The 17,166-nt window shown below is 33.7% G+C and carries 18 protein-coding genes; 13 read left to right on the forward strand and 5 right to left on the reverse strand.

Annotated features, from left to right (window positions below):
- Positions 1 to 40 precede the first annotated feature (40 nt).
- The 5 genes from F6U93_RS10220 to F6U93_RS10240 all read left to right on the forward strand — a co-directional run bounded on the left by F6U93_RS10220 (position 41) and on the right by F6U93_RS10240 (position 5,148).
- Positions 41 to 469: a hypothetical protein gene (locus F6U93_RS10220; RefSeq protein ID WP_150939465.1), complete on the forward strand. Its 429-nt coding sequence runs from the start codon at positions 41 to 43 to the stop codon at positions 467 to 469.
- A 149-nt stretch (positions 470 to 618) separates the two neighbouring features.
- Positions 619 to 1,077 carry a hypothetical protein gene (locus tag F6U93_RS10225; RefSeq protein ID WP_150939467.1) on the forward strand — a complete coding sequence of 153 codons (459 nt, stop codon included), beginning with the start codon at positions 619 to 621 and terminating at the stop codon, positions 1,075 to 1,077.
- A 316-nt stretch (positions 1,078 to 1,393) separates the two neighbouring features.
- Positions 1,394 to 1,639, forward strand: coding sequence for a hypothetical protein (locus tag F6U93_RS10230; protein WP_150939468.1), 246 nt, complete (start codon positions 1,394 to 1,396; stop codon positions 1,637 to 1,639).
- Between the two features lie 893 nt (positions 1,640 to 2,532).
- Positions 2,533 to 4,227, forward strand: coding sequence for a hypothetical protein (locus F6U93_RS10235; protein WP_150939470.1), 1,695 nt, complete (start codon positions 2,533 to 2,535; stop codon positions 4,225 to 4,227).
- A 393-nt stretch (positions 4,228 to 4,620) separates the two neighbouring features.
- Entirely contained in the window at positions 4,621 to 5,148 is a 528-nt protein-coding gene (locus F6U93_RS10240; protein ID WP_150939472.1) for a YtxH domain-containing protein, read from the forward strand.
- A 137-nt stretch (positions 5,149 to 5,285) separates the two neighbouring features.
- Here the strand turns inward: F6U93_RS10240 and F6U93_RS10245 are convergent, their stop codons facing one another.
- A complete protein-coding gene (locus F6U93_RS10245; protein ID WP_150939474.1) occupies positions 5,286 to 6,488 on the reverse strand; it encodes a GAF domain-containing sensor histidine kinase in 1,203 nt (400 codons plus the stop codon).
- A 940-nt stretch (positions 6,489 to 7,428) separates the two neighbouring features.
- Positions 7,429 to 8,025 carry a hypothetical protein gene (locus F6U93_RS10250; RefSeq protein WP_150939476.1) on the reverse strand — a complete coding sequence of 199 codons (597 nt, stop codon included), beginning with the start codon at positions 8,023 to 8,025 and terminating at the stop codon, positions 7,429 to 7,431.
- Between the two features lie 235 nt (positions 8,026 to 8,260).
- On the opposite strand from F6U93_RS10250, the gene F6U93_RS10255 reads away from it, so the two are divergent.
- Together F6U93_RS10255 and F6U93_RS10260 are read left to right on the forward strand one after the other, a co-directional pair.
- Positions 8,261 to 8,797 (forward strand): DUF2911 domain-containing protein, encoded by a 537-nt coding sequence (locus F6U93_RS10255; RefSeq protein ID WP_150939478.1) that lies wholly within the window; start codon positions 8,261 to 8,263, stop codon positions 8,795 to 8,797.
- Positions 8,798 to 8,882: 85 nt separating this feature from the next.
- A complete protein-coding gene (locus tag F6U93_RS10260) occupies positions 8,883 to 9,557 on the forward strand; it encodes an inorganic diphosphatase (protein ID WP_150939480.1) in 675 nt (224 codons plus the stop codon).
- Positions 9,558 to 9,640: 83 nt separating this feature from the next.
- Here F6U93_RS10260 and F6U93_RS10265 read toward each other — a convergent pair whose 3' ends face one another.
- Together F6U93_RS10265 and F6U93_RS10270 are read right to left on the reverse strand one after the other, a co-directional pair.
- A complete protein-coding gene (locus F6U93_RS10265) occupies positions 9,641 to 9,949 on the reverse strand; it encodes a DUF202 domain-containing protein (RefSeq protein ID WP_150939482.1) in 309 nt (102 codons plus the stop codon).
- A 12-nt stretch (positions 9,950 to 9,961) separates the two neighbouring features.
- Positions 9,962 to 10,591, reverse strand: coding sequence for a 7-carboxy-7-deazaguanine synthase QueE (locus F6U93_RS10270; protein ID WP_191963499.1), 630 nt, complete (start codon positions 10,589 to 10,591; stop codon positions 9,962 to 9,964).
- A gap of 307 nt (positions 10,592 to 10,898) precedes the next feature.
- Between F6U93_RS10270 and F6U93_RS10275 the strand changes: the two genes are divergently transcribed.
- The 6 genes from F6U93_RS10275 to F6U93_RS10300 are packed head-to-tail and all read left to right on the forward strand — an operon-like array spanning position 10,899 to position 16,043.
- A complete protein-coding gene (locus F6U93_RS10275; protein WP_150939484.1) occupies positions 10,899 to 12,440 on the forward strand; it encodes a helicase HerA-like domain-containing protein in 1,542 nt (513 codons plus the stop codon).
- A 44-nt stretch (positions 12,441 to 12,484) separates the two neighbouring features.
- Positions 12,485 to 13,042, forward strand: coding sequence for a hypothetical protein (locus F6U93_RS10280; RefSeq protein ID WP_150939486.1), 558 nt, complete (start codon positions 12,485 to 12,487; stop codon positions 13,040 to 13,042).
- Between the two features lie 10 nt (positions 13,043 to 13,052).
- Positions 13,053 to 14,030, forward strand: a complete 978-nt coding sequence (locus tag F6U93_RS10285; RefSeq protein ID WP_150939488.1) for a YitT family protein — start codon at positions 13,053 to 13,055, stop codon at positions 14,028 to 14,030.
- A 23-nt stretch (positions 14,031 to 14,053) separates the two neighbouring features.
- Positions 14,054 to 14,422 carry a cupin domain-containing protein gene (locus F6U93_RS10290; RefSeq protein WP_150939489.1) on the forward strand — a complete coding sequence of 123 codons (369 nt, stop codon included), beginning with the start codon at positions 14,054 to 14,056 and terminating at the stop codon, positions 14,420 to 14,422.
- Positions 14,423 to 14,425: 3 nt separating this feature from the next.
- Positions 14,426 to 15,253 (forward strand): alpha/beta hydrolase, encoded by an 828-nt coding sequence (locus F6U93_RS10295; RefSeq protein WP_150939491.1) that lies wholly within the window; start codon positions 14,426 to 14,428, stop codon positions 15,251 to 15,253.
- Positions 15,254 to 15,272: 19 nt separating this feature from the next.
- Positions 15,273 to 16,043: a pseudouridine synthase gene (locus F6U93_RS10300; RefSeq protein ID WP_150939493.1), complete on the forward strand. Its 771-nt coding sequence runs from the start codon at positions 15,273 to 15,275 to the stop codon at positions 16,041 to 16,043.
- Between the two features lie 98 nt (positions 16,044 to 16,141).
- On the opposite strand, the gene folD is transcribed toward F6U93_RS10300, so the two are convergent.
- On the reverse strand, positions 16,142 to 17,017 hold the full coding sequence (folD, locus tag F6U93_RS10305; RefSeq protein WP_150939495.1) for a bifunctional methylenetetrahydrofolate dehydrogenase/methenyltetrahydrofolate cyclohydrolase FolD: 876 nt from the start codon (positions 17,015 to 17,017) through the stop codon (positions 16,142 to 16,144).
- Between the last annotated feature and the right edge of the window lie 149 nt (positions 17,018 to 17,166).

A 17,166-nucleotide genomic window follows, 5' to 3' on the forward strand; every position in this document is an offset into this window, starting at 1 on the left:
TCTATTTTAACCTGTAGCCATATTTCAGGACGAGACATTTATGAAACACCTGATATACATAATTTTAATTTGTTTTTGTATTCAACTAAATGGACAAAACGGAAATGATATTAAGGATTTTACAATTAAATTAACCTTAATAGAAAAAAACAGCAATAACTTATTAGCTGGCTCAATTATCGAAATATTTTCTGGACAAACAAGAATTAAAACTGATGTTTCGGATTTTGACGGAATTAGCTTCTTTTATCTTAATCCAAAAAATATAATAGATAACAAAATACTGCTTAAAATTCACGGACTAAAATGTAAAATATTAGAAAAGGAATTTACTATAAATAATGACCTGAATACTAAAATTTATCTTGAATACGGAGAAACTGAATATACTCACCCAAAACAAATATCTGAGATGTATAAAAAACTGAACATAAAACCTGAACCATCTTATTGTGGTTATGAGAAATAAAAAACCACATACAACACCATGTAAAAAAAATTACTTATTTTAGTTAAACCGAAAGGTAATTGCTTTTTTGCCAACTCTGATTTTCCTGCGGAAAATCCTCGCATACAAAACCGCAACGTTCCATTTATTACTCAAATAACCCCAAAATTATGATTGAAAAAAATTCTCAAGAAATTGCAAATGAAATTTTATTAAAAAGAAAAATTGAAAAATCGTTAAACAAGCTGAAAATCGCGCAGCTTATTTTTATAATAATAGGAGCTATAAATATAGTAACCGCTATCGGAATATACCTATACTCGAACAAACTTGACTCACACAACCCTTTACATACAGTTTTGATAGAAAGCTTAATTATGGTAAGCATTGTTTCTTTAATAATAGGAATTATATATTTAGTAAGTAGTGCTTTCATAAAAAAATACCCTCAACCTATAATTTGGACAGGAATTACAATAATACTTGCTAAATTTATTTATAGTCTATATCGTTCTGGATATAGATTTGAAATAGGATCTGAATTTATTTTAAATATTCTTTGCTTAATTGGACTTGGTTATGCTTTATATTCATATTACCAATACAAACAATTAATTGCAGATAAATAAAACAAATAGTAACACCATGTATAATTCATTGCTAGTTCTAGCCTACTTACGAAAGTCCTCGCGGACTTTCTATCCGTGATTTATTTGCTAACTTCAGTGCTTAAACATGCAACGAAATCATACACAATCACGTAGGCAAATAATATGTTTTGTCCTGAAATATGGCTACAGGTTAAAATGGTAAAAAAGCTTCAGATAATCCTGAAGCTTTTTTTGTAGGTATTTTATCGAAAACATTAGAAAATCAACTTACAGAACTTAATGGGGAGTTATATTCGCTTGTTGTACTCAAGCCTCAAACATTATGAAAAATAAATTGACAAAACTATTAATACTGCTACTATTAGGGTTCAGCTTATCTTGTAAAAATGAACCAAAGACTATTCCTTTAGAAAATATTGATGAAATGTTAGAAATGGCAGGTGACAGAACCGTGAAAGACATATTAGATTCATTCGAAAGCCCTTTAAAGTCGAGTTATTTATTAAACAAAGGTTATACAGCTCCTTTGTTACACGGAAGAATGATAAGACAATTTTGGTTATATGATGAATCCTATTGAATGATACCTAATCTTTTAGGTAAAATATCCGACCCTAAGCTATTTAAGATAACTAACAGTGGAGTTATAAAATCACTTAGTTACAAATTAAAATCATCAAAAAAATCAATAAAAGACATTGAACTTAAAATTGACATAAATTTTAAGTACGGTTTAGCTGATTATTATTTATATGTAACATCTTCTGATGGTTTTCTAAATAGAGAGAATGTATTACCTAAAGCACTTAACAAATAAAAGCTTTCGCACATAGCGCTATTCAAAAAAATGGCTAATCTCTTCATCGAAAAATTCGCATGATTTCTCCGCAGACAAGTATTAATTTACTAATTTCTTTAAACACGCCACAAACTATATACATCAAGGTAATCAAATAATATGTTTTGCCCTGAAATATGGCTACAGGTTAAAATGGTAAAAAAGCTTCAGGTAGTTCTGAAGCTTTTTTTGTAGGCCTCTTTCAGAGGTACTGAAATAATTCACTTACAAAAACATTTAATTGCTATATTTACTTGTTGTTTACAATTTATAACTGTCTTGAGTATAATGTGAGACATATAAAAATAGTCAAGTTTAACCAAATACACATATTATGATTTTTCTAAAAAACCAATTACCAATTGTTGTTTGTACCATATCCTTAATGCTAATTAGTTGTCAAAATACAGAACAAAAAAACAATTCTAATTAAGGAAAACATCCAAAGCGGATGAAATAATTTTAAAATGCTTTCGAAATCCCGAATTCGTTTCAGGTGCACAAATAAAATAGTAAAAAAGCTTCAGATAATTCTGAAGCTTTTTTGTTTTTTATCGAAAACATCTGTAAATCAACATACAAAAACCAATAGGATATTATATTCGCTTGGTAACAAATTTTAAAAAGAATAAACTATGAAAAGAAAACTACTTTTATTTACAATTTTGAGCCTAATTTTTATTCTAGGCTGTGATAAGGGTGACGAGGAATTGACAACTAATGAAGAGCCACAAATAGAATTAAACATCGCTGTTGAAAATACTGATGTGAAACCCTTTGAAATAATCAATGTTAAAAGCACCATTTCAAATTTACAAAACACATATAATGGCACATTCGGAAATACTGAACTAGAATTAGTGAAAGTAAACGATAGTATTTTAGTCTTTGTGGTTCCGGATATAGAAACAGGAACATACGAACTAAAAACAGAACTTGGAAATATTGAGTTTAGCGTTTCTAAAACCATGATTTCAAATTCAGAAGAAACAATAACTAATGTATTTACAGCTTTTGATAATGAGGTTAATTCAATGGACAACTCACCTGAATTAGATGAAACCAAAACATTCAAAAACGAAGTGACAGAACTCTACAATTCTTTATCAACAGAGCAGAAAAGAGAAGTCGCAATGTTTTACGAAGCAAATAAAGAAATTTTCCAAGCGTTTAGAAACGACTTATCTACAACTTATGATGCTACCACTACTTTCGCAAAAAGTACAAAACAATCGAATTGCCCAAAAACAGATTTTAAATCATTTTACAGTTGCACAGGAGATAATTTAGGAAGCTCAATAAATGAGCTTGGTGTGAGTTTAAAAAATATAGCTGAACCCATAGCATACGCTGCTGCAATAGGAAAACTTGCTGCTGCAACTTGGTATTTAGGGCCTGCTGTTTGGGGTACAACAGCTGTAGGGGCATCATTATCAATTGGAACAGCAATGTATATTTTGATTACAGAAGTTAGACCTGCATGGATAAATTTCAAATCGAACCTAACACCTTTTTTAGAAGCAAATTGGATCTTGGTTGAAGCCACTTTTGATGTAGTAACAGATGAATTTAATAGTGAAACTGAAACAAATTTAAATATAGACGCTAAGTTTCGAACTATTGAAGAAACAGATAATGATATCTCTTCTGAAACAAGTTTTTTTATTTCTGCATATAGTAAACTAAGCTCCTCATGGAATAATTTCTCTAAACTTTTGGGGGAAATTCCGAGTTTTGCTTTATCTGAAGAGTCAGTTGCAATAGGAACAAATGACATCATTATTTCAAATATTTCGAATTCTAATGTTGAACTTGTCAGTCAAAATGGAACCAGTGCTAAGTTTAAATCTTTATCTGGAAATGAAGAGAATTTCTCTTTTGACATTACTTTAAATAAGGAAGGTTTTACTGAAACAAAAACTATTAATGCAACCGTAAGTGCAAATAAGGGATTTGAATTCGTTGGAGTGTGGCATATGAAACATTACGACGATGAAACAAGAACAACTTCTGAAACCACTCAAATTAGTGAAATTGATTTTCAAAACATTAGAGAGAACGTTAACATATCAGCCGGATATTCTGATTATGTTGGTCTAATTACTAAGCGTTATAATGCAGGATGGTCAACAATTGAGGACCCTTATGAATACGGTGAATTTTGGAAACAAAGTTATGTTGCCAACGGTAATTATATATCATTAACCAATACTTATTGGACTAATATTGAATATCGTTTTTACATAGACGAGAACAATCCTAACATATTAATCGGAGAGTCAATCGGACTAAGCAACAAAGGATTAGCAAAAGAAATGGTAAAACAATAATATTTACTAACATTGTATAAGTGGTATTAAAGCGACCGCTTATACTTTTCGTTATAGACAATCCCTAGTAGAAATCACAACCCCTTAGTAAAAAGGCAATCTTAGAATTTGATAAGTTTAAGTATCTGATGAACAGAATTAATAAGAAACACAAATAACTGATTTGCAAAGAAAAAATTCACATAAGTCTGAGTACTGAAATAACGAGAATTGCCCATGACATATGATTATAATAACGAAACAACCCGGCTACTCATTATGGTAATAATTTATAGTACAACACCTACATAACCATCAATTTAATTTTTAAAAAAAATTTAGTATTACTACATAATATTGTCTAAATTTATGGACATAAAACATCTCAATTTCATTAAAACCAATTAATTAAACATGAAAAACTATTTAAGATCAACCATCGTAATAATGACCATTTTAATGGCTTTTAGCTTTATCTCTTGTAAACAAGAAACTAAAGATAAAATTAAAGATGCTGGTAACGCTGTAGTAGAAGAAACCAAAGAAGGTTCGGAAAAAGTAGTAGATGGCGTAAAGGATGCAGCTGAAGAAGTAGCGGCTGAAGTAAGCGAAATGACTAAACGTATTAAATTTGACTCTGGAGAAAGCAGTACAAGAATAAAAGGTAAAATTACTGGCGAAGAGTATATTGATTATCTAGTAAACGTTGATAAAGGTCAGAATATGAACATAAGCATGGCTACAGATAATTCTGCTAATTATTTCAATATCATGGAACCAGGTGAAGAATATGTTGCCATTTTTAACGGTTCTACCGCTGAAAACCAATTTGAAGGGACTTCTGCAAAAAGTGGTGACTATACTATTCGAGTATACATGATGAGAAGTGCAGGAAGAAGAGGAGAAGTTGCAAATTATACTTTAGAAATTATTGTTGATTAAACAACAGGAACAATAACACACATAGTTAAAAACTCAGGTTAAAATATAGCCTGAGTTTTTTTATTACTAATCTCAATGACATTTAAGTGTATAGCTTTTGTAAGCTCTAAAAGAAACCATCAACTTGAGGATCTGTATTAATTTTTCAAAATAGTAAAAGTAAAAGTTGTACCTACATTTAATTTTGAAGTGACACTTATGCTTCCCCCTAAACTTTCAATAATTTTTTTCACAGTAGCTAGGCCTATACCAGTCCCAATATTCCCGTACTTATCCTTTGTTCCAACCACACTAAAAAGATCAAAAATTTTCTCAATATGAGTTTCAGGAATTCCGTTTCCATTATCTCTTACTACAAATTGATATTCAGAATTATTTTCTGAAAAGGCAATATAAATTTCATTTTTATCCTTTGGATTGTACTTGATAGCGTTGGTTACTAAATTAACTAATACCTGTAGCAACGCCGATTTGTTAGTTATCACACATTCACATGAACCCTCGACACGAAATGCAGCGCTTTGGTCTAAATTGGTAATCAATTTTAATTCATCAATAACATCCTGAACTATAAGTACTTCATTTTCGCCTTCAAGTATATCATCGGTGTCATAAAACTTAAACAACCCATCGATATAATCCTTTAAGGCATTAGAGGATGTTTTAATATATCTTAAATACTGTAGTGATTCTTCATCCAAACCCGTATTATTTTTACTTTCTAGTAACTCCGTTAAGGAGATAATATTGGCCATTGGTGATTTTAAGTCATGAGAAACAATACTTGCAAACTTTTTTAAAGCTTCATAGCGTTCTTGTAATCTACCTTGCATTTGGATCAATTTTATATTCTGAAAGCGTTCTTCAAAAAGGGATACCACTTGTTTTGCCATGACAATAAGCGCATTTTGTTGCTTTTCTGTTAATTGTCGTGGTTTGGTATCATAAACACAAAGTGTTCCTAATTTATAACCATCAGAATTTATTAAGGGCACACCCGCATAAAAAACAGCTAAATGATCGGTTACTAATGGGTTATCAAAAAAACGTTCATCTTTTCTAGAGTCCTCAATAATGGTTATAGCAGCATCAGAATTAATGGCATGACCGCAAAAAGAAAGATCGCGAGGCGATTCATTAAAAGGCACACCATGATGAGATTTTAAATAATTACGATCCCTGTCTAATAATGACACTAACGAAATAGGTACCTCGCATATATACGCCATTAAAGCAGTAATATTATCATAACTTTCCTCTGGAAGCGTATCTAAAAGTTGGTATTTATTTACGGCTAATTGCCTTTCAAATTCATTTTCTGGTAGCTCCGGTCTTATCATTCACAATCAAAATTTCTTATGAAAATAACTTATATCTTGATGATTTCCTAAAATAAGATGAAGGAGTTCCTAATCTGAATCAAATAAAATCATATTTGAATAAAATTTTTTTCTTTTTCACCATACATCGAATAACTATAAAATTTCATTAACAAAACTTTAAGAGTTATTGGATTGGTCTTTTGTAAGGCTAAAATTACATTTTAGCAAAAAAAAAAAAAAGAATTACAAAGAATTAATAATTAAAAATTTTGAGATTATGATTATATGGTCAGGCCGAGGGTTTCTCTTTGTTGTTGTTTTGCTTGCAACATTGTTTTTATGTGTTTCATTGCTCCCGAGTGAAAATGCAGATTATAGCTTTATAGTTCCAGCTTTTGTTAATGGTCTTTTCAGTTGGTATTTTGGAAAAAAAAATAGAATTTAGAAAATGAAGGCATTGTCATTGATGAAAAGACCGGACAGCGATTACGACTTAAAAACGACCACATATTGTTTTGGACACCTATGCAATATTGGGGCATCATATTTTCAACGCTTGGCATTATTATACTTCTTCAAAAGTCCTTGACCTTAGGAATCATAGCCTCTGTTTTTTTATTATTAATCACATTAGCTCCCTCAGTAAATAAAAAATCTAAAGCCGTACGGGCTAAAACAGTAAATAAAAAAAATATTGAAACAAATTCTGAACCTAAGAAGAATATAAGTAGCTCCAATACATTTATATCAGAACTAAAAAAGGAAGGCTCTAACACGAAGAATTTCGAAACTTCTGACCATAGCAGGTATATGCCAAACTAGGCGATATTAACATTTAGGCAAACAACTAATAATAGTTAAAAATTAAAGATACAGTAAAACCTGGAGCTTTTTATGTAAACAACACAGTTCGGTTTGAAGGGAAGCTTACTCTAAATTAACTTCATACAAGTTACTTTTATTTAGCTTTTTTCAACAAAAAAGAAATCCCAGAGGCTAAAGAACTATATGCCGATCCAATTCTCAATTCTCTCTTATAAGGAGCGACCGTACCCTTTATACGTGTTGGTGATTTTGACTCCCAAACTATAGTTTCTGGATGTTCAATCTCGTACAATTGAAGCAATAATTCTATTTTAGCGGGTTGGGAAGGCCCCACATTGTATCCTGGGTAAACCCATAAAGTTTGAATATGTAAATTGTATTTGGCATTAGTATTATTTACCGAAACTTTTATTTTTCTTTTTTTTGGTAGAGCTCGATTAAAATTTTCAATAAATAAAAGCTCATATACAGTTTCTCGATCTGAAAACCATGCTTTTTTGAATTTTTCACCTGAACCTGGATTATGATCCTCTCGTATTTTTACTTTATCTTTTATAAATGTTGCTTCTGACGGATAACCATGTACATTCATATTATCATACCCAAAGGACAGCGATAATTCTTTTTCACCTACTAGAATGGAAATATCCCCAGATGCAGTTTCTATTTTCTGACCTAGAACAGGCGTTATAAAAACCAAAAACAGAATAGCACAAAATAAATCTCTCATATTTTTATCAAGTTTAAGCACGCAAACATAGTCATTAATAATAAGGAAAAAACAGGTGTTATACTTGGCTAAAATATAGTCAATATAGGTCTGAAAATAACTAACAGCAGCCTTCTTTTCCAAAACCGAAAAAAATATAAACTTTAACATCTCAAAGCAACTTTTACAAAATCATTAAGAGTATTTCGGTTTAACTTTAAGGGTTAAATTTTTAACTAACTTTAAAAATCCTTTTATGAAAAAATCAACTTTTATTTCAAGCATCGCTTTTGTATGCTTATTGTTATTATCTGCAAACGTAAACGCACAAAAATTTGCTAAACTTGACAAAAGTCCGCTAGACATTGCAGCATACCCATCGAGTTACAAAGAGCCTAACAAAACGGTAAAAATCATATACAGCAGACCGCAACTTAAAGGTCGTGAACTAAGTAAATTAGCGCCTAACGGTAAAGTTTGGAGAACAGGAGCTAATGAAGCATCTACGATTACATTCTACAAAGACATTAAAGTGGGTGGTAAATCAGTTAAGGCCGGAGAATATTCATTATTCACGATTCCAGGAGAAGATACTTGGACCATCATATTAAGCACTGACGTCAATGTTTGGGGAGCTTACGCTTATAACGAAGACAACGATGTGCTTCGCGTGCAAGGAAAAGTAAGTACTAGCAAAGAATCTATAGAAGCTTTTTCCATGGCTTTTGATAAAGACGGCACACTATTCTTAGCATGGGACAAAACAAGAGTTTCAGTTCCGTTTACAGAGTAATAATTAAACAAGCATAAATTAAAAGCTTCAGAAGAGATTCTGAGGCTTTTTTATTTCCTAAATTTAGCCTTGAAAAATAAAATCCATGCATAAACCAATACGCTTTTTACTGCTCTTACTTCCTTTAATAAGCCTGTTTAACTGTAATTCCACAGAAAAAAACAAAAAGCAAGCTCCTGTAAAAACGACTTCAGAAGTAATTACTAAAAAAACAAACTTACTAACCGACATCACTCCAATTTTTAAAGACGGTGATGTGAATGCCGTTATCGAAATTCCGGCGGGCACGGTAGACAAATGGGAACTCGATAAAACAACAGGAGAAGTCAAATGGGAAATGGTAAACAATAAACCAAGAGTGGTGAATTACATAGGCTATCCCGGCAACTATGGCATGATTCCACAAACCTTACTCGACAAAAAACATGGCGGTGATGGTGACCCGTTAGACATTATTGTTCTAGGGCCGCCAGCAGAAAGAGGCACCCAATTAAAATCTAAAATTATTGGTGTACTATATTTAAGTGATGGCGGCGAGCAGGACGACAAACTGATTGCGGTTTCTAGTAATTCAACATTGTATCAAGTGAATTCCATTGAAGAACTGAATAGCGAATTTCAAGGCATTACAACCATTATCGATATCTGGTTTACGAATTACAAAGGCCCAGGAAAACTAAATTCGAATGGTTTTGGAGATAAAACTGAAGCGACTAAAATATTAAATGACGCTTTAAAACAGTATAAAGTTCAAAGGTAAGGCTGTTTGAAGAGTTTATGCGTTGAATCGTTTATTTGTTGAATCGTGTAAACGCACGTGAACTTTTCACTTCTAAACTTAACTTACTCTTTAGTTTCTTCAGACATGTAATACAGCTTTTTCAAGCTTTTCTTCAGCAGTCTAAAACGCATCACCCCAATCACTAAAAAAATGATACAAAACACTAAACACACTAAAGCAAAATACTTAAAGTTGGGGTAACCTTTCAGCTCAAAAAAGGCAAAAGCGCCAATTAGCAAGTATAAAGACGACCTAATGTAAGATAATAAGGTACGTTCATTGGCCAAACGGGTGCGTTCAATAGCTAAATAATCTCTTAGAATGACTTTTTCATCTGGTTTAAAATCGCGACCAAAACGTAAGAGTTTCATGAGTTACTTTTTTTAAGGAATGTTCAAATATTTATGGGTTTGCAAAGACACTTTCCACTTGGGGTTGGCCATTACATAATCAACAATTTCTGGAACTACTTTATCGCGTTTGCTCCATTCGGGTTGCAAATACAAGATACAATTTTTATTGACTTTAGCAGCTTGCTCTTCCGCGAAGCGAAAATCATCTTTATTATAAACAATCACTTTTAACTCATGAGCTTGATCATAAACCTCCTGAGTTGGGAGCTTCATTTTCTTAGGTGATAAGCAAATCCAGTCCCAAACACCTGTTAATTTATAAGCCCCAGATGTTTCAATATGCACCTGTAAACCTTTAGCTTTTAACTGAGTCGTTAGCGCGGTCATATCCCAAGTTAAAGGCTCCCCACCTGTTACCACAATCGTGTCGCTATACTTAGCTGCGTTTTCAACAATTTTAGTCGTTTCGGTAGGTGGGTGTAATTCGGCATTCCAGCTTTCCTTAACATCACACCAGTGGCAACCCACATCACAACCGCCAACTCTAATAAAATAAGCAGCCGTACCTTTGTGGAATCCCTCCCCTTGAATGGTATAAAACTCTTCCATTAAAGGAAGCATCTCCCCTTTGTCAACTTGTGATTGTATCTCTTCTCTCATAATTTTGCAAAGATACATATAATACCATATCTCATTTAAAATTACGCCATTAAAATGCGCTTATTGGCTTTCTATTTCAACATAAAAAGAAACCGTAGCTTTGGCTATGCTTTATTTTTCTGTTTTATATAAAACAAATAATCATCATTTTCTTCATCGTAGTTTTAAACTAGATATGGTATTACTTATCTCAATTTCTTGCTTTTAGATTTCAAATTAACAGCCCCTATACAGGTCACATTATAGGCCATTGAAACTTTTTTTCAGGTTATTCATTTTTCCTGTATTTTTATGCAAAACATAAGGAATGACCACCAAAGAAACTTTTTTCAATTATATCAACGAAAGTAACAAAACCAAAGGCGATTTCATTACCGTTGGTGCCGCCATGTTAGATGGTGAAACCATTACAAATGCTCATGTAAAAATCCCTTTAAAAACCATGAATCGCCATGGGTTGATTGCTGGTGCTACAGGAACGGGAAAAACCAAATCTCTTCAGGTCTTAGCTGAAAACTTAAGTGACAAAGGTGTGCCCGTTTTACTCATGGACCTTAAAGGAGATTTAAGCGGATTGGCACAAGCCAGTGAAGGACATCCTAAAATTACAGAACGTCACGAAAAAATAGGCTTGCCTTTTGAACCCAAAGGATTTCCAGTAGAAATTTTAACCTTATCTGAACAAGATGGCGTACGTTTAAGAGCTACTGTTAGTGAATTTGGCCCGGTACTTTTATCTCGAATTCTCGATTTATCAGAAACCCAATCAGGGATTGTTTCGGTCATATTTCAATATTGCGACAACAACAAACTACCTCTTTTAGACTTAAAAGATTTCAAGAAAATATTACAATTTGCTACCCAAGAAGGTAAGGATGAATTTAATGAAGCCTACGGCCGAATTTCAACGGCTTCAACAGGGGCTATTCTTCGTAAAATTGTAGAACTTGAACAGCAAGGTGCCGATTTATTTTTCGGAGAAACCTCTTTTGACACCCAAGATTTACTTCGTATTGATGAAAACGGGCGTGGTTACATAAACATCATCCGTTTAACCGATATTCAAGACCGTCCGAAATTATTTTCCACTTTTATGCTGAGTATCTTAGCAGAAATCTATTCGACCTTCCCAGAGCAAGGTGATAGCGACCAACCAGAACTCATTATTTTTATTGATGAAGCCCATTTAATTTTTGACGAAGCTTCAAAAGCACTATTAAATCAGATTGAAAGTATTGTAAAACTGATTCGAAGTAAAGGCGTTGGCTTGTACTTCGTTACCCAAAACCCAACCGATGTTCCTGAAGATGTTTTAGGTCAGCTTGGTTTAAAAATTCAGCATGCCTTAAGAGCCTTTACGGCAAAAGATAGAAAAGCGATTAAATTAACAGCACAAAACTACCCAGAATCAGAATACTATGACACCGAAGAAGTTTTAACTTCTTTAGGTATTGGGGAAGCCCTGGTTTCTGCCTTAGATGAAAAAGGACGCCCTACCCCACTTGCAGCAACCATGATGCGAGCACCCATGAGTAGAATGGATGTTTTAACTGATGCTGAATTAAACACCCTTTACACCAACTCAAAACTGGTGAAAAAGTACAATGAAACCATAGACCGTGAAAGCGCCTATGAACTACTTAATGATAAAATTAAGCAAGCTGAAGCCGAAGAACTCAAAGAAAAAGCAAAAAAAGAACAGGAAACTTTGAAAAAAGCGGAAGCAAAAAAACGCTCTAAAAGCACTAGGTCACGAAGCACGGCCATGAACCCTATTGTGAAGGTTCTTACAAGTGCTACATTTATTAGAAGTGTTTTTGGAATTTTAACTAAAGTCATGAAAAAATAACACGATATTTGGCCATTATTAATTACAAACCTTAACTCAAATCAATGCGTAAATTATTACTAGGCGCTTTAGCCTTAACCCTTTTATTATCAAGCTGCGGAAAAGAACAAAACCCTTTTGAAATTTCAAAACAGCACATTGGCTTATTAACAGATTCTACTCAAGTTAAAGACCTTGAAAAGGTTTTTTCTAATGATTCTATAGTTAAATTTATAGCTGGCGATGAATTTACAGGCAACATAGATAACATCGAAATCTACGAAAAAGGCGGTAAAAAACTATTAACACTAACCCCTAAATTCGCTTTAGATTCTACCTCAGTGATTACAGACGTTCGTATTATTGATGAGCGCTTTAAAACAGATAAAAACATTTCGTCAATAAGTACTTTTAAGGATATTGAGAGCCAGTATAAAATCACAAAAATTAGCAACCTTATTAATTCTGTTGTGGTTACCGTTAATGAGATTAATGCGGCATTTACCATAGACAAAAAAGAATTACCTTCAAACTTAAGATTCGATATGAATTTAAAATTTGATTCAGCACACATTCCTGACGATGCAAAAGTGAAATACTTTTTTCTAAACTGGGATAACTAAAACCGTTTAAATGAATCCATTTTTATCCAAACTCATTGTAGACATTGCTCACAAGAAATTAAAAAAAACGAGTGATGACAAACCGGTTTCTAAAAGGGACATTGTTCCTCTAGTACGGGTTTTACAAGTTGAGTTTACCCATGCCGTAAGAGAATATATTTTCATTATTATTGGCGTGTTTTCAGCGGGGTTTGGTTTAAAAGGTTTCTTACTACCTAATAAATTTATTGATGGTGGGGCCACAGGGATTTCACTACTACTAGAGCATGTAACGCGGTTAGAACTGGGCTATTTACTAGTTATTATCAACCTGCCTTTTATCATACTGGCCGCACGAACCATAGGTACTAAATTTGCCGTAAAAAGTATTGTTGCTATTGCTATGCTAGCCCTAGTAGTACACTTTGTAGAATACCCTACAGTTACTGATGACAAGCTTTTAATTGCCGTTTTTGGAGGTTTCTTTTTAGGCCTTGGTATTGGAATGTCCATGCGTGGTGGCAGCGTTATTGACGGCACTGAAGTGCTTGCTATTTTCCTCGGAAGAAAATTATCACTAACTATTGGAGATGTGCTGCTGCTTATAAACATCATTATTTTCTCAGTAGGTGCTTATTTACTTTCTATTGAAACGGCTCTTTATGCGATTTTAACTTATATGGCAGCTGCCAAAACTGTTGATTTTGTTGTTGATGGGGTTGAAGAATATGTTGGGGTGACCATCATTTCTAATAAGCACGAAGAACTCCGTATCATGCTCACCAAAAACCTAGAACGCGCTTGTACTATTTATGCCGGAAAAGGAGGTTTTGGCAAATCGGGTGAAAGTTACGACAAAGACATTATTTACACCGTGGTAACACGTTTGGAACTGGCCAAGCTGCAAACTGAAATCGATAAAATAGACAAAAAAGCCTTCATCATTATGGGGATTGTTAAAGACCTAAAAGGCGGCATGATTAAGAAGAAACCAATGAAAGACCATTAATCTTTCATTGAAAACACAGTACAATGTCACAAAAGAAATATACCGTTCAAGATAGTCCGTTCATCGTACCGACCACCGATGGAAAAATCATCAAAGAGCACTTTGGAAACACCACCGATGGTAATTCTGAAATAAGCATTGCCCACATGGTAGCGCCTGCAGGCTGGAGCGAACCTTTTCAAACGCCAGAATTTGATGAATACACCTTTATCATCAAAGGCAAAAAACAGTTTATTATTGAAGAGGACACCGTGATTTTAGAAGCGGGACAATCTATTAAAATTGAAAAAAATACACGTGTTCAATATTCAAATCCGTTTACAGAAGCATGCGAATACATTGCCATTTGCACGCCTGCTTTTTCTATAGATTTAGTGAACCGAGAAGCATAATACATGAGTAAATTATTACCTCAACTCCTTGGAAAAACTATAAATGCCATAAGTTATTTCCAACCGAAACTAGCAGCAAAATACGCTGTGAAATTATTTTCAACCCCTCAAAAAGGAGAAATCACAGCAGGTCAAAAAGACTTTTTAAGCACTGCCGTTCAAGATAGCATCATTTTTGAAGGTATTTCCATAAAAACTTACCTTTGGGGAGGCTCAAAAGAAACCATATTGCTCGTTCATGGGTGGGAAAGCAATGCCTTTAGATGGAAAGATCTCATTGAATTACTTCAAAAAGAAGACTACAATATCGTTGCCATTGACGCCCCTGCTCATGGGAGTTCTAGCAACAAAATATTTAATGCCATTTTGTATTCTGAATGTATCAATGTAGCCGTAAAAACCTATAAACCGAGTGTCGTTATCGGGCATTCTATTGGTGCAACAGCAAGTATAATTGCACAAGAAAACCACAACCTTCCTTTAATTGAAAAGAATGTTTTACTAGGCGCGCCTTCAAATTTGGCGATTTCAGTAAAAAACTACGCTACTTTTATGGGCTTCAACAAAATAGTAACCAAGGCCGTTGATGCTTATTATTTAAAACATTTTAAGCAATTACCAGGTTTTTACTGCGCTGAAAACTTCTATAAAAACAATGAAACACGAGGTATTATTATTCATGATAAAAAGGATAAAATTATTTCCTATCGTGAAGCCTTAGATATCAAACGTCATTATAAAAATGCTGAATTAATAAAAACCGTAGGTTTAGGACACCGACTTAAATCGGAAGACGTTTATCAGCACATTTTAGAGTTTCTAAAGACCTAATTTATTGTATTTTTACACCATGGAAGAGCCACAATTAAAACGCATCAATAAATTTTTAAGTGAAGTTGGATATTGCTCACGTCGAGAAGCAGATCGACTCATTGAAGCAGACCGTGTCACTATAAACGGTATTGTACCTGAGAAAGGAACAAAAATAGGGCATGACGATGTGGTCGCCGTAGATGGAGAAGAAATTAAAAACACCAAAGAAAGCTTTGTTTACCTGGCTTTTAACAAACCGGTTGGTATTGTTTGTACTACAGACACTTCGGTTGAAAAAGACAACATCATTGATTTTATTAATTACAAGAAGCGTATTTTCCCTATCGGAAGGCTTGACAAACCCAGTGAAGGTTTAATCCTTCTTACTGATGATGGCGATATTGTAAACAAAATTCTTCGCGCTAGTAATAACCATGAAAAAGAATATATAGTTACGGTTGATAAGCCAATTTCTCAAACCTTTATTGAACGTATGGCCGGAGGAATCCACCTGGCCGATTTAAATAAAACCACCAAAAAGTGTGTGGTTGAGAAAATAAGCACTTATAAATTCAAAATCATTCTAACCCAAGGTTTAAACCGTCAAATTAGGCGCATGTGCGACTATTTAAACTACGAGGTACAAACCCTAAAAAGGGTAAGAATCATGAACGTTAAGCTCGATATGCCTATTGGTGAATACCGCGAGCTAACCCAAGAAGAATTCAAGGAGCTGAATGATTTAATCAGTACCTCAACAAAAGAATTTATTCGTTCAAAATCCAATACACGAAGAAGTAAAAAATAATTTTGACATCCATTGAACCATATCAATAGTTCACACATGTAAAAAGCCTTATAAATCAAGATTTATAAGGCTTTTATAATATCTAAATACTACAATTACTAACTACGAATATCTCGAGCTTGTAAGGTGTTTTTAAGTAACATGGCAATCGTCATAGGGCCTACGCCTCCTGGAACCGGTGTAATATAACTTGCTTTCGGGCTAACGCTTTCAAAATCTACGTCACCAGCCAATCTGTAGCCTCTAGCTTTAGTTTCATCTGGCACACGGGTAATCCCAACATCAATAATTACAACACCATCTTTAACCATATCGCCTTTTAAGAACTCTGAAATTCCAATAGCAGCAACAATAATATCGGCTTGTTTTGTAATCTCGGCAAGGTCTTTAGTACGGCTATGAACAACCGTTACCGTGGCATCTCCAGCTTTACGTTTCTGACTCATTAAAATACTCATTGGACGACCAACAATATGACTACGCCCCATAACCACAACGTTCTTACCTGAAGTTTCAACCTCATAACGCTCTAATAATTCTAAGATACCGTATGGTGTTGCAGGTAAAAAGCTAGGTAAATCTAAAGCCATTTTACCCACGTTTGTAGGATGAAATCCGTCTACATCTTTATCGGCATCAACAGCCATTAAAACTTTTTGTTCATCGATGTGTTTTGGTAAAGGCAACTGCACGATAAACCCATCAATAGCATCGTTGGTATTTAATTCATGTATTTTCTGTAACAAAACTGCTTCCGAAGTGTCTTCAGGCAAATCAATTAAAGTCGATTCAAAACCAATTTTTTCACAAGCTTTAACTTTAGCATTCACATAAGTCATACTCGCCCCATCAGTTCCTACTAAAATCGCAGCTAAATGTGGTACGCGCTCACCCTTAGCCTTAATTTGCTTTACTTCTTCAGCAATTTCTTCCTTGATATCGTTACTTGTTTTCTTTCCGTCTAAAATAATCATGGTTCTATTTGTTGTTGGTTCTTAGTTATTGGTTATTAGCAGTTTGTAAAATATAATTCAACAGAAAAACTCCCAACCAGCTATACAACTTAACTACTTTTACCCTACTTAACTACTACTTAACTCCTTAACTCCTTAACTCCTTCTAC

The sequence above is a fragment of the Pseudotamlana haliotis genome, from assembly GCF_008806375.1.
Lineage (GTDB): Bacteria > Bacteroidota > Bacteroidia > Flavobacteriales > Flavobacteriaceae > Pseudotamlana > Pseudotamlana haliotis.

What these genes read in the sequence shown, in the direction of transcription:
- F6U93_RS10220 (WP_150939465.1), top strand. Translation starts at nt 41, where the DNA reads ATGAAACACCTGATATACATAATTTTAATTTGTTTTTGTATTCAACTA.
- F6U93_RS10225 (WP_150939467.1), top strand. Translation starts at nt 619, where the DNA reads ATGATTGAAAAAAATTCTCAAGAAATTGCAAATGAAATTTTATTAAAA.
- F6U93_RS10235 (WP_150939470.1), top strand. Translation starts at nt 2,533, where the DNA reads ATGAAAAGAAAACTACTTTTATTTACAATTTTGAGCCTAATTTTTATT.
- F6U93_RS10240 (WP_150939472.1), top strand. Translation starts at nt 4,621, where the DNA reads ATGAAAAACTATTTAAGATCAACCATCGTAATAATGACCATTTTAATG.
- F6U93_RS10245 (WP_150939474.1), bottom strand. Translation starts at nt 6,488, where the DNA reads ATGATAAGACCGGAGCTACCAGAAAATGAATTTGAAAGGCAATTAGCC.
- F6U93_RS10250 (WP_150939476.1), bottom strand. Translation starts at nt 8,025, where the DNA reads ATGAGAGATTTATTTTGTGCTATTCTGTTTTTGGTTTTTATAACGCCT.
- F6U93_RS10255 (WP_150939478.1), top strand. Translation starts at nt 8,261, where the DNA reads ATGAAAAAATCAACTTTTATTTCAAGCATCGCTTTTGTATGCTTATTG.
- F6U93_RS10260 (WP_150939480.1), top strand. Translation starts at nt 8,883, where the DNA reads ATGCATAAACCAATACGCTTTTTACTGCTCTTACTTCCTTTAATAAGC.
- F6U93_RS10265 (WP_150939482.1), bottom strand. Translation starts at nt 9,949, where the DNA reads ATGAAACTCTTACGTTTTGGTCGCGATTTTAAACCAGATGAAAAAGTC.
- F6U93_RS10270 (WP_191963499.1), bottom strand. Translation starts at nt 10,591, where the DNA reads ATGAGAGAAGAGATACAATCACAAGTTGACAAAGGGGAGATGCTTCCT.
- F6U93_RS10275 (WP_150939484.1), top strand. Translation starts at nt 10,899, where the DNA reads ATGACCACCAAAGAAACTTTTTTCAATTATATCAACGAAAGTAACAAA.
- F6U93_RS10280 (WP_150939486.1), top strand. Translation starts at nt 12,485, where the DNA reads ATGCGTAAATTATTACTAGGCGCTTTAGCCTTAACCCTTTTATTATCA.
- F6U93_RS10285 (WP_150939488.1), top strand. Translation starts at nt 13,053, where the DNA reads ATGAATCCATTTTTATCCAAACTCATTGTAGACATTGCTCACAAGAAA.
- F6U93_RS10290 (WP_150939489.1), top strand. Translation starts at nt 14,054, where the DNA reads ATGTCACAAAAGAAATATACCGTTCAAGATAGTCCGTTCATCGTACCG.
- F6U93_RS10295 (WP_150939491.1), top strand. Translation starts at nt 14,426, where the DNA reads ATGAGTAAATTATTACCTCAACTCCTTGGAAAAACTATAAATGCCATA.
- F6U93_RS10300 (WP_150939493.1), top strand. Translation starts at nt 15,273, where the DNA reads ATGGAAGAGCCACAATTAAAACGCATCAATAAATTTTTAAGTGAAGTT.
- folD (WP_150939495.1), bottom strand. Translation starts at nt 17,017, where the DNA reads ATGATTATTTTAGACGGAAAGAAAACAAGTAACGATATCAAGGAAGAA.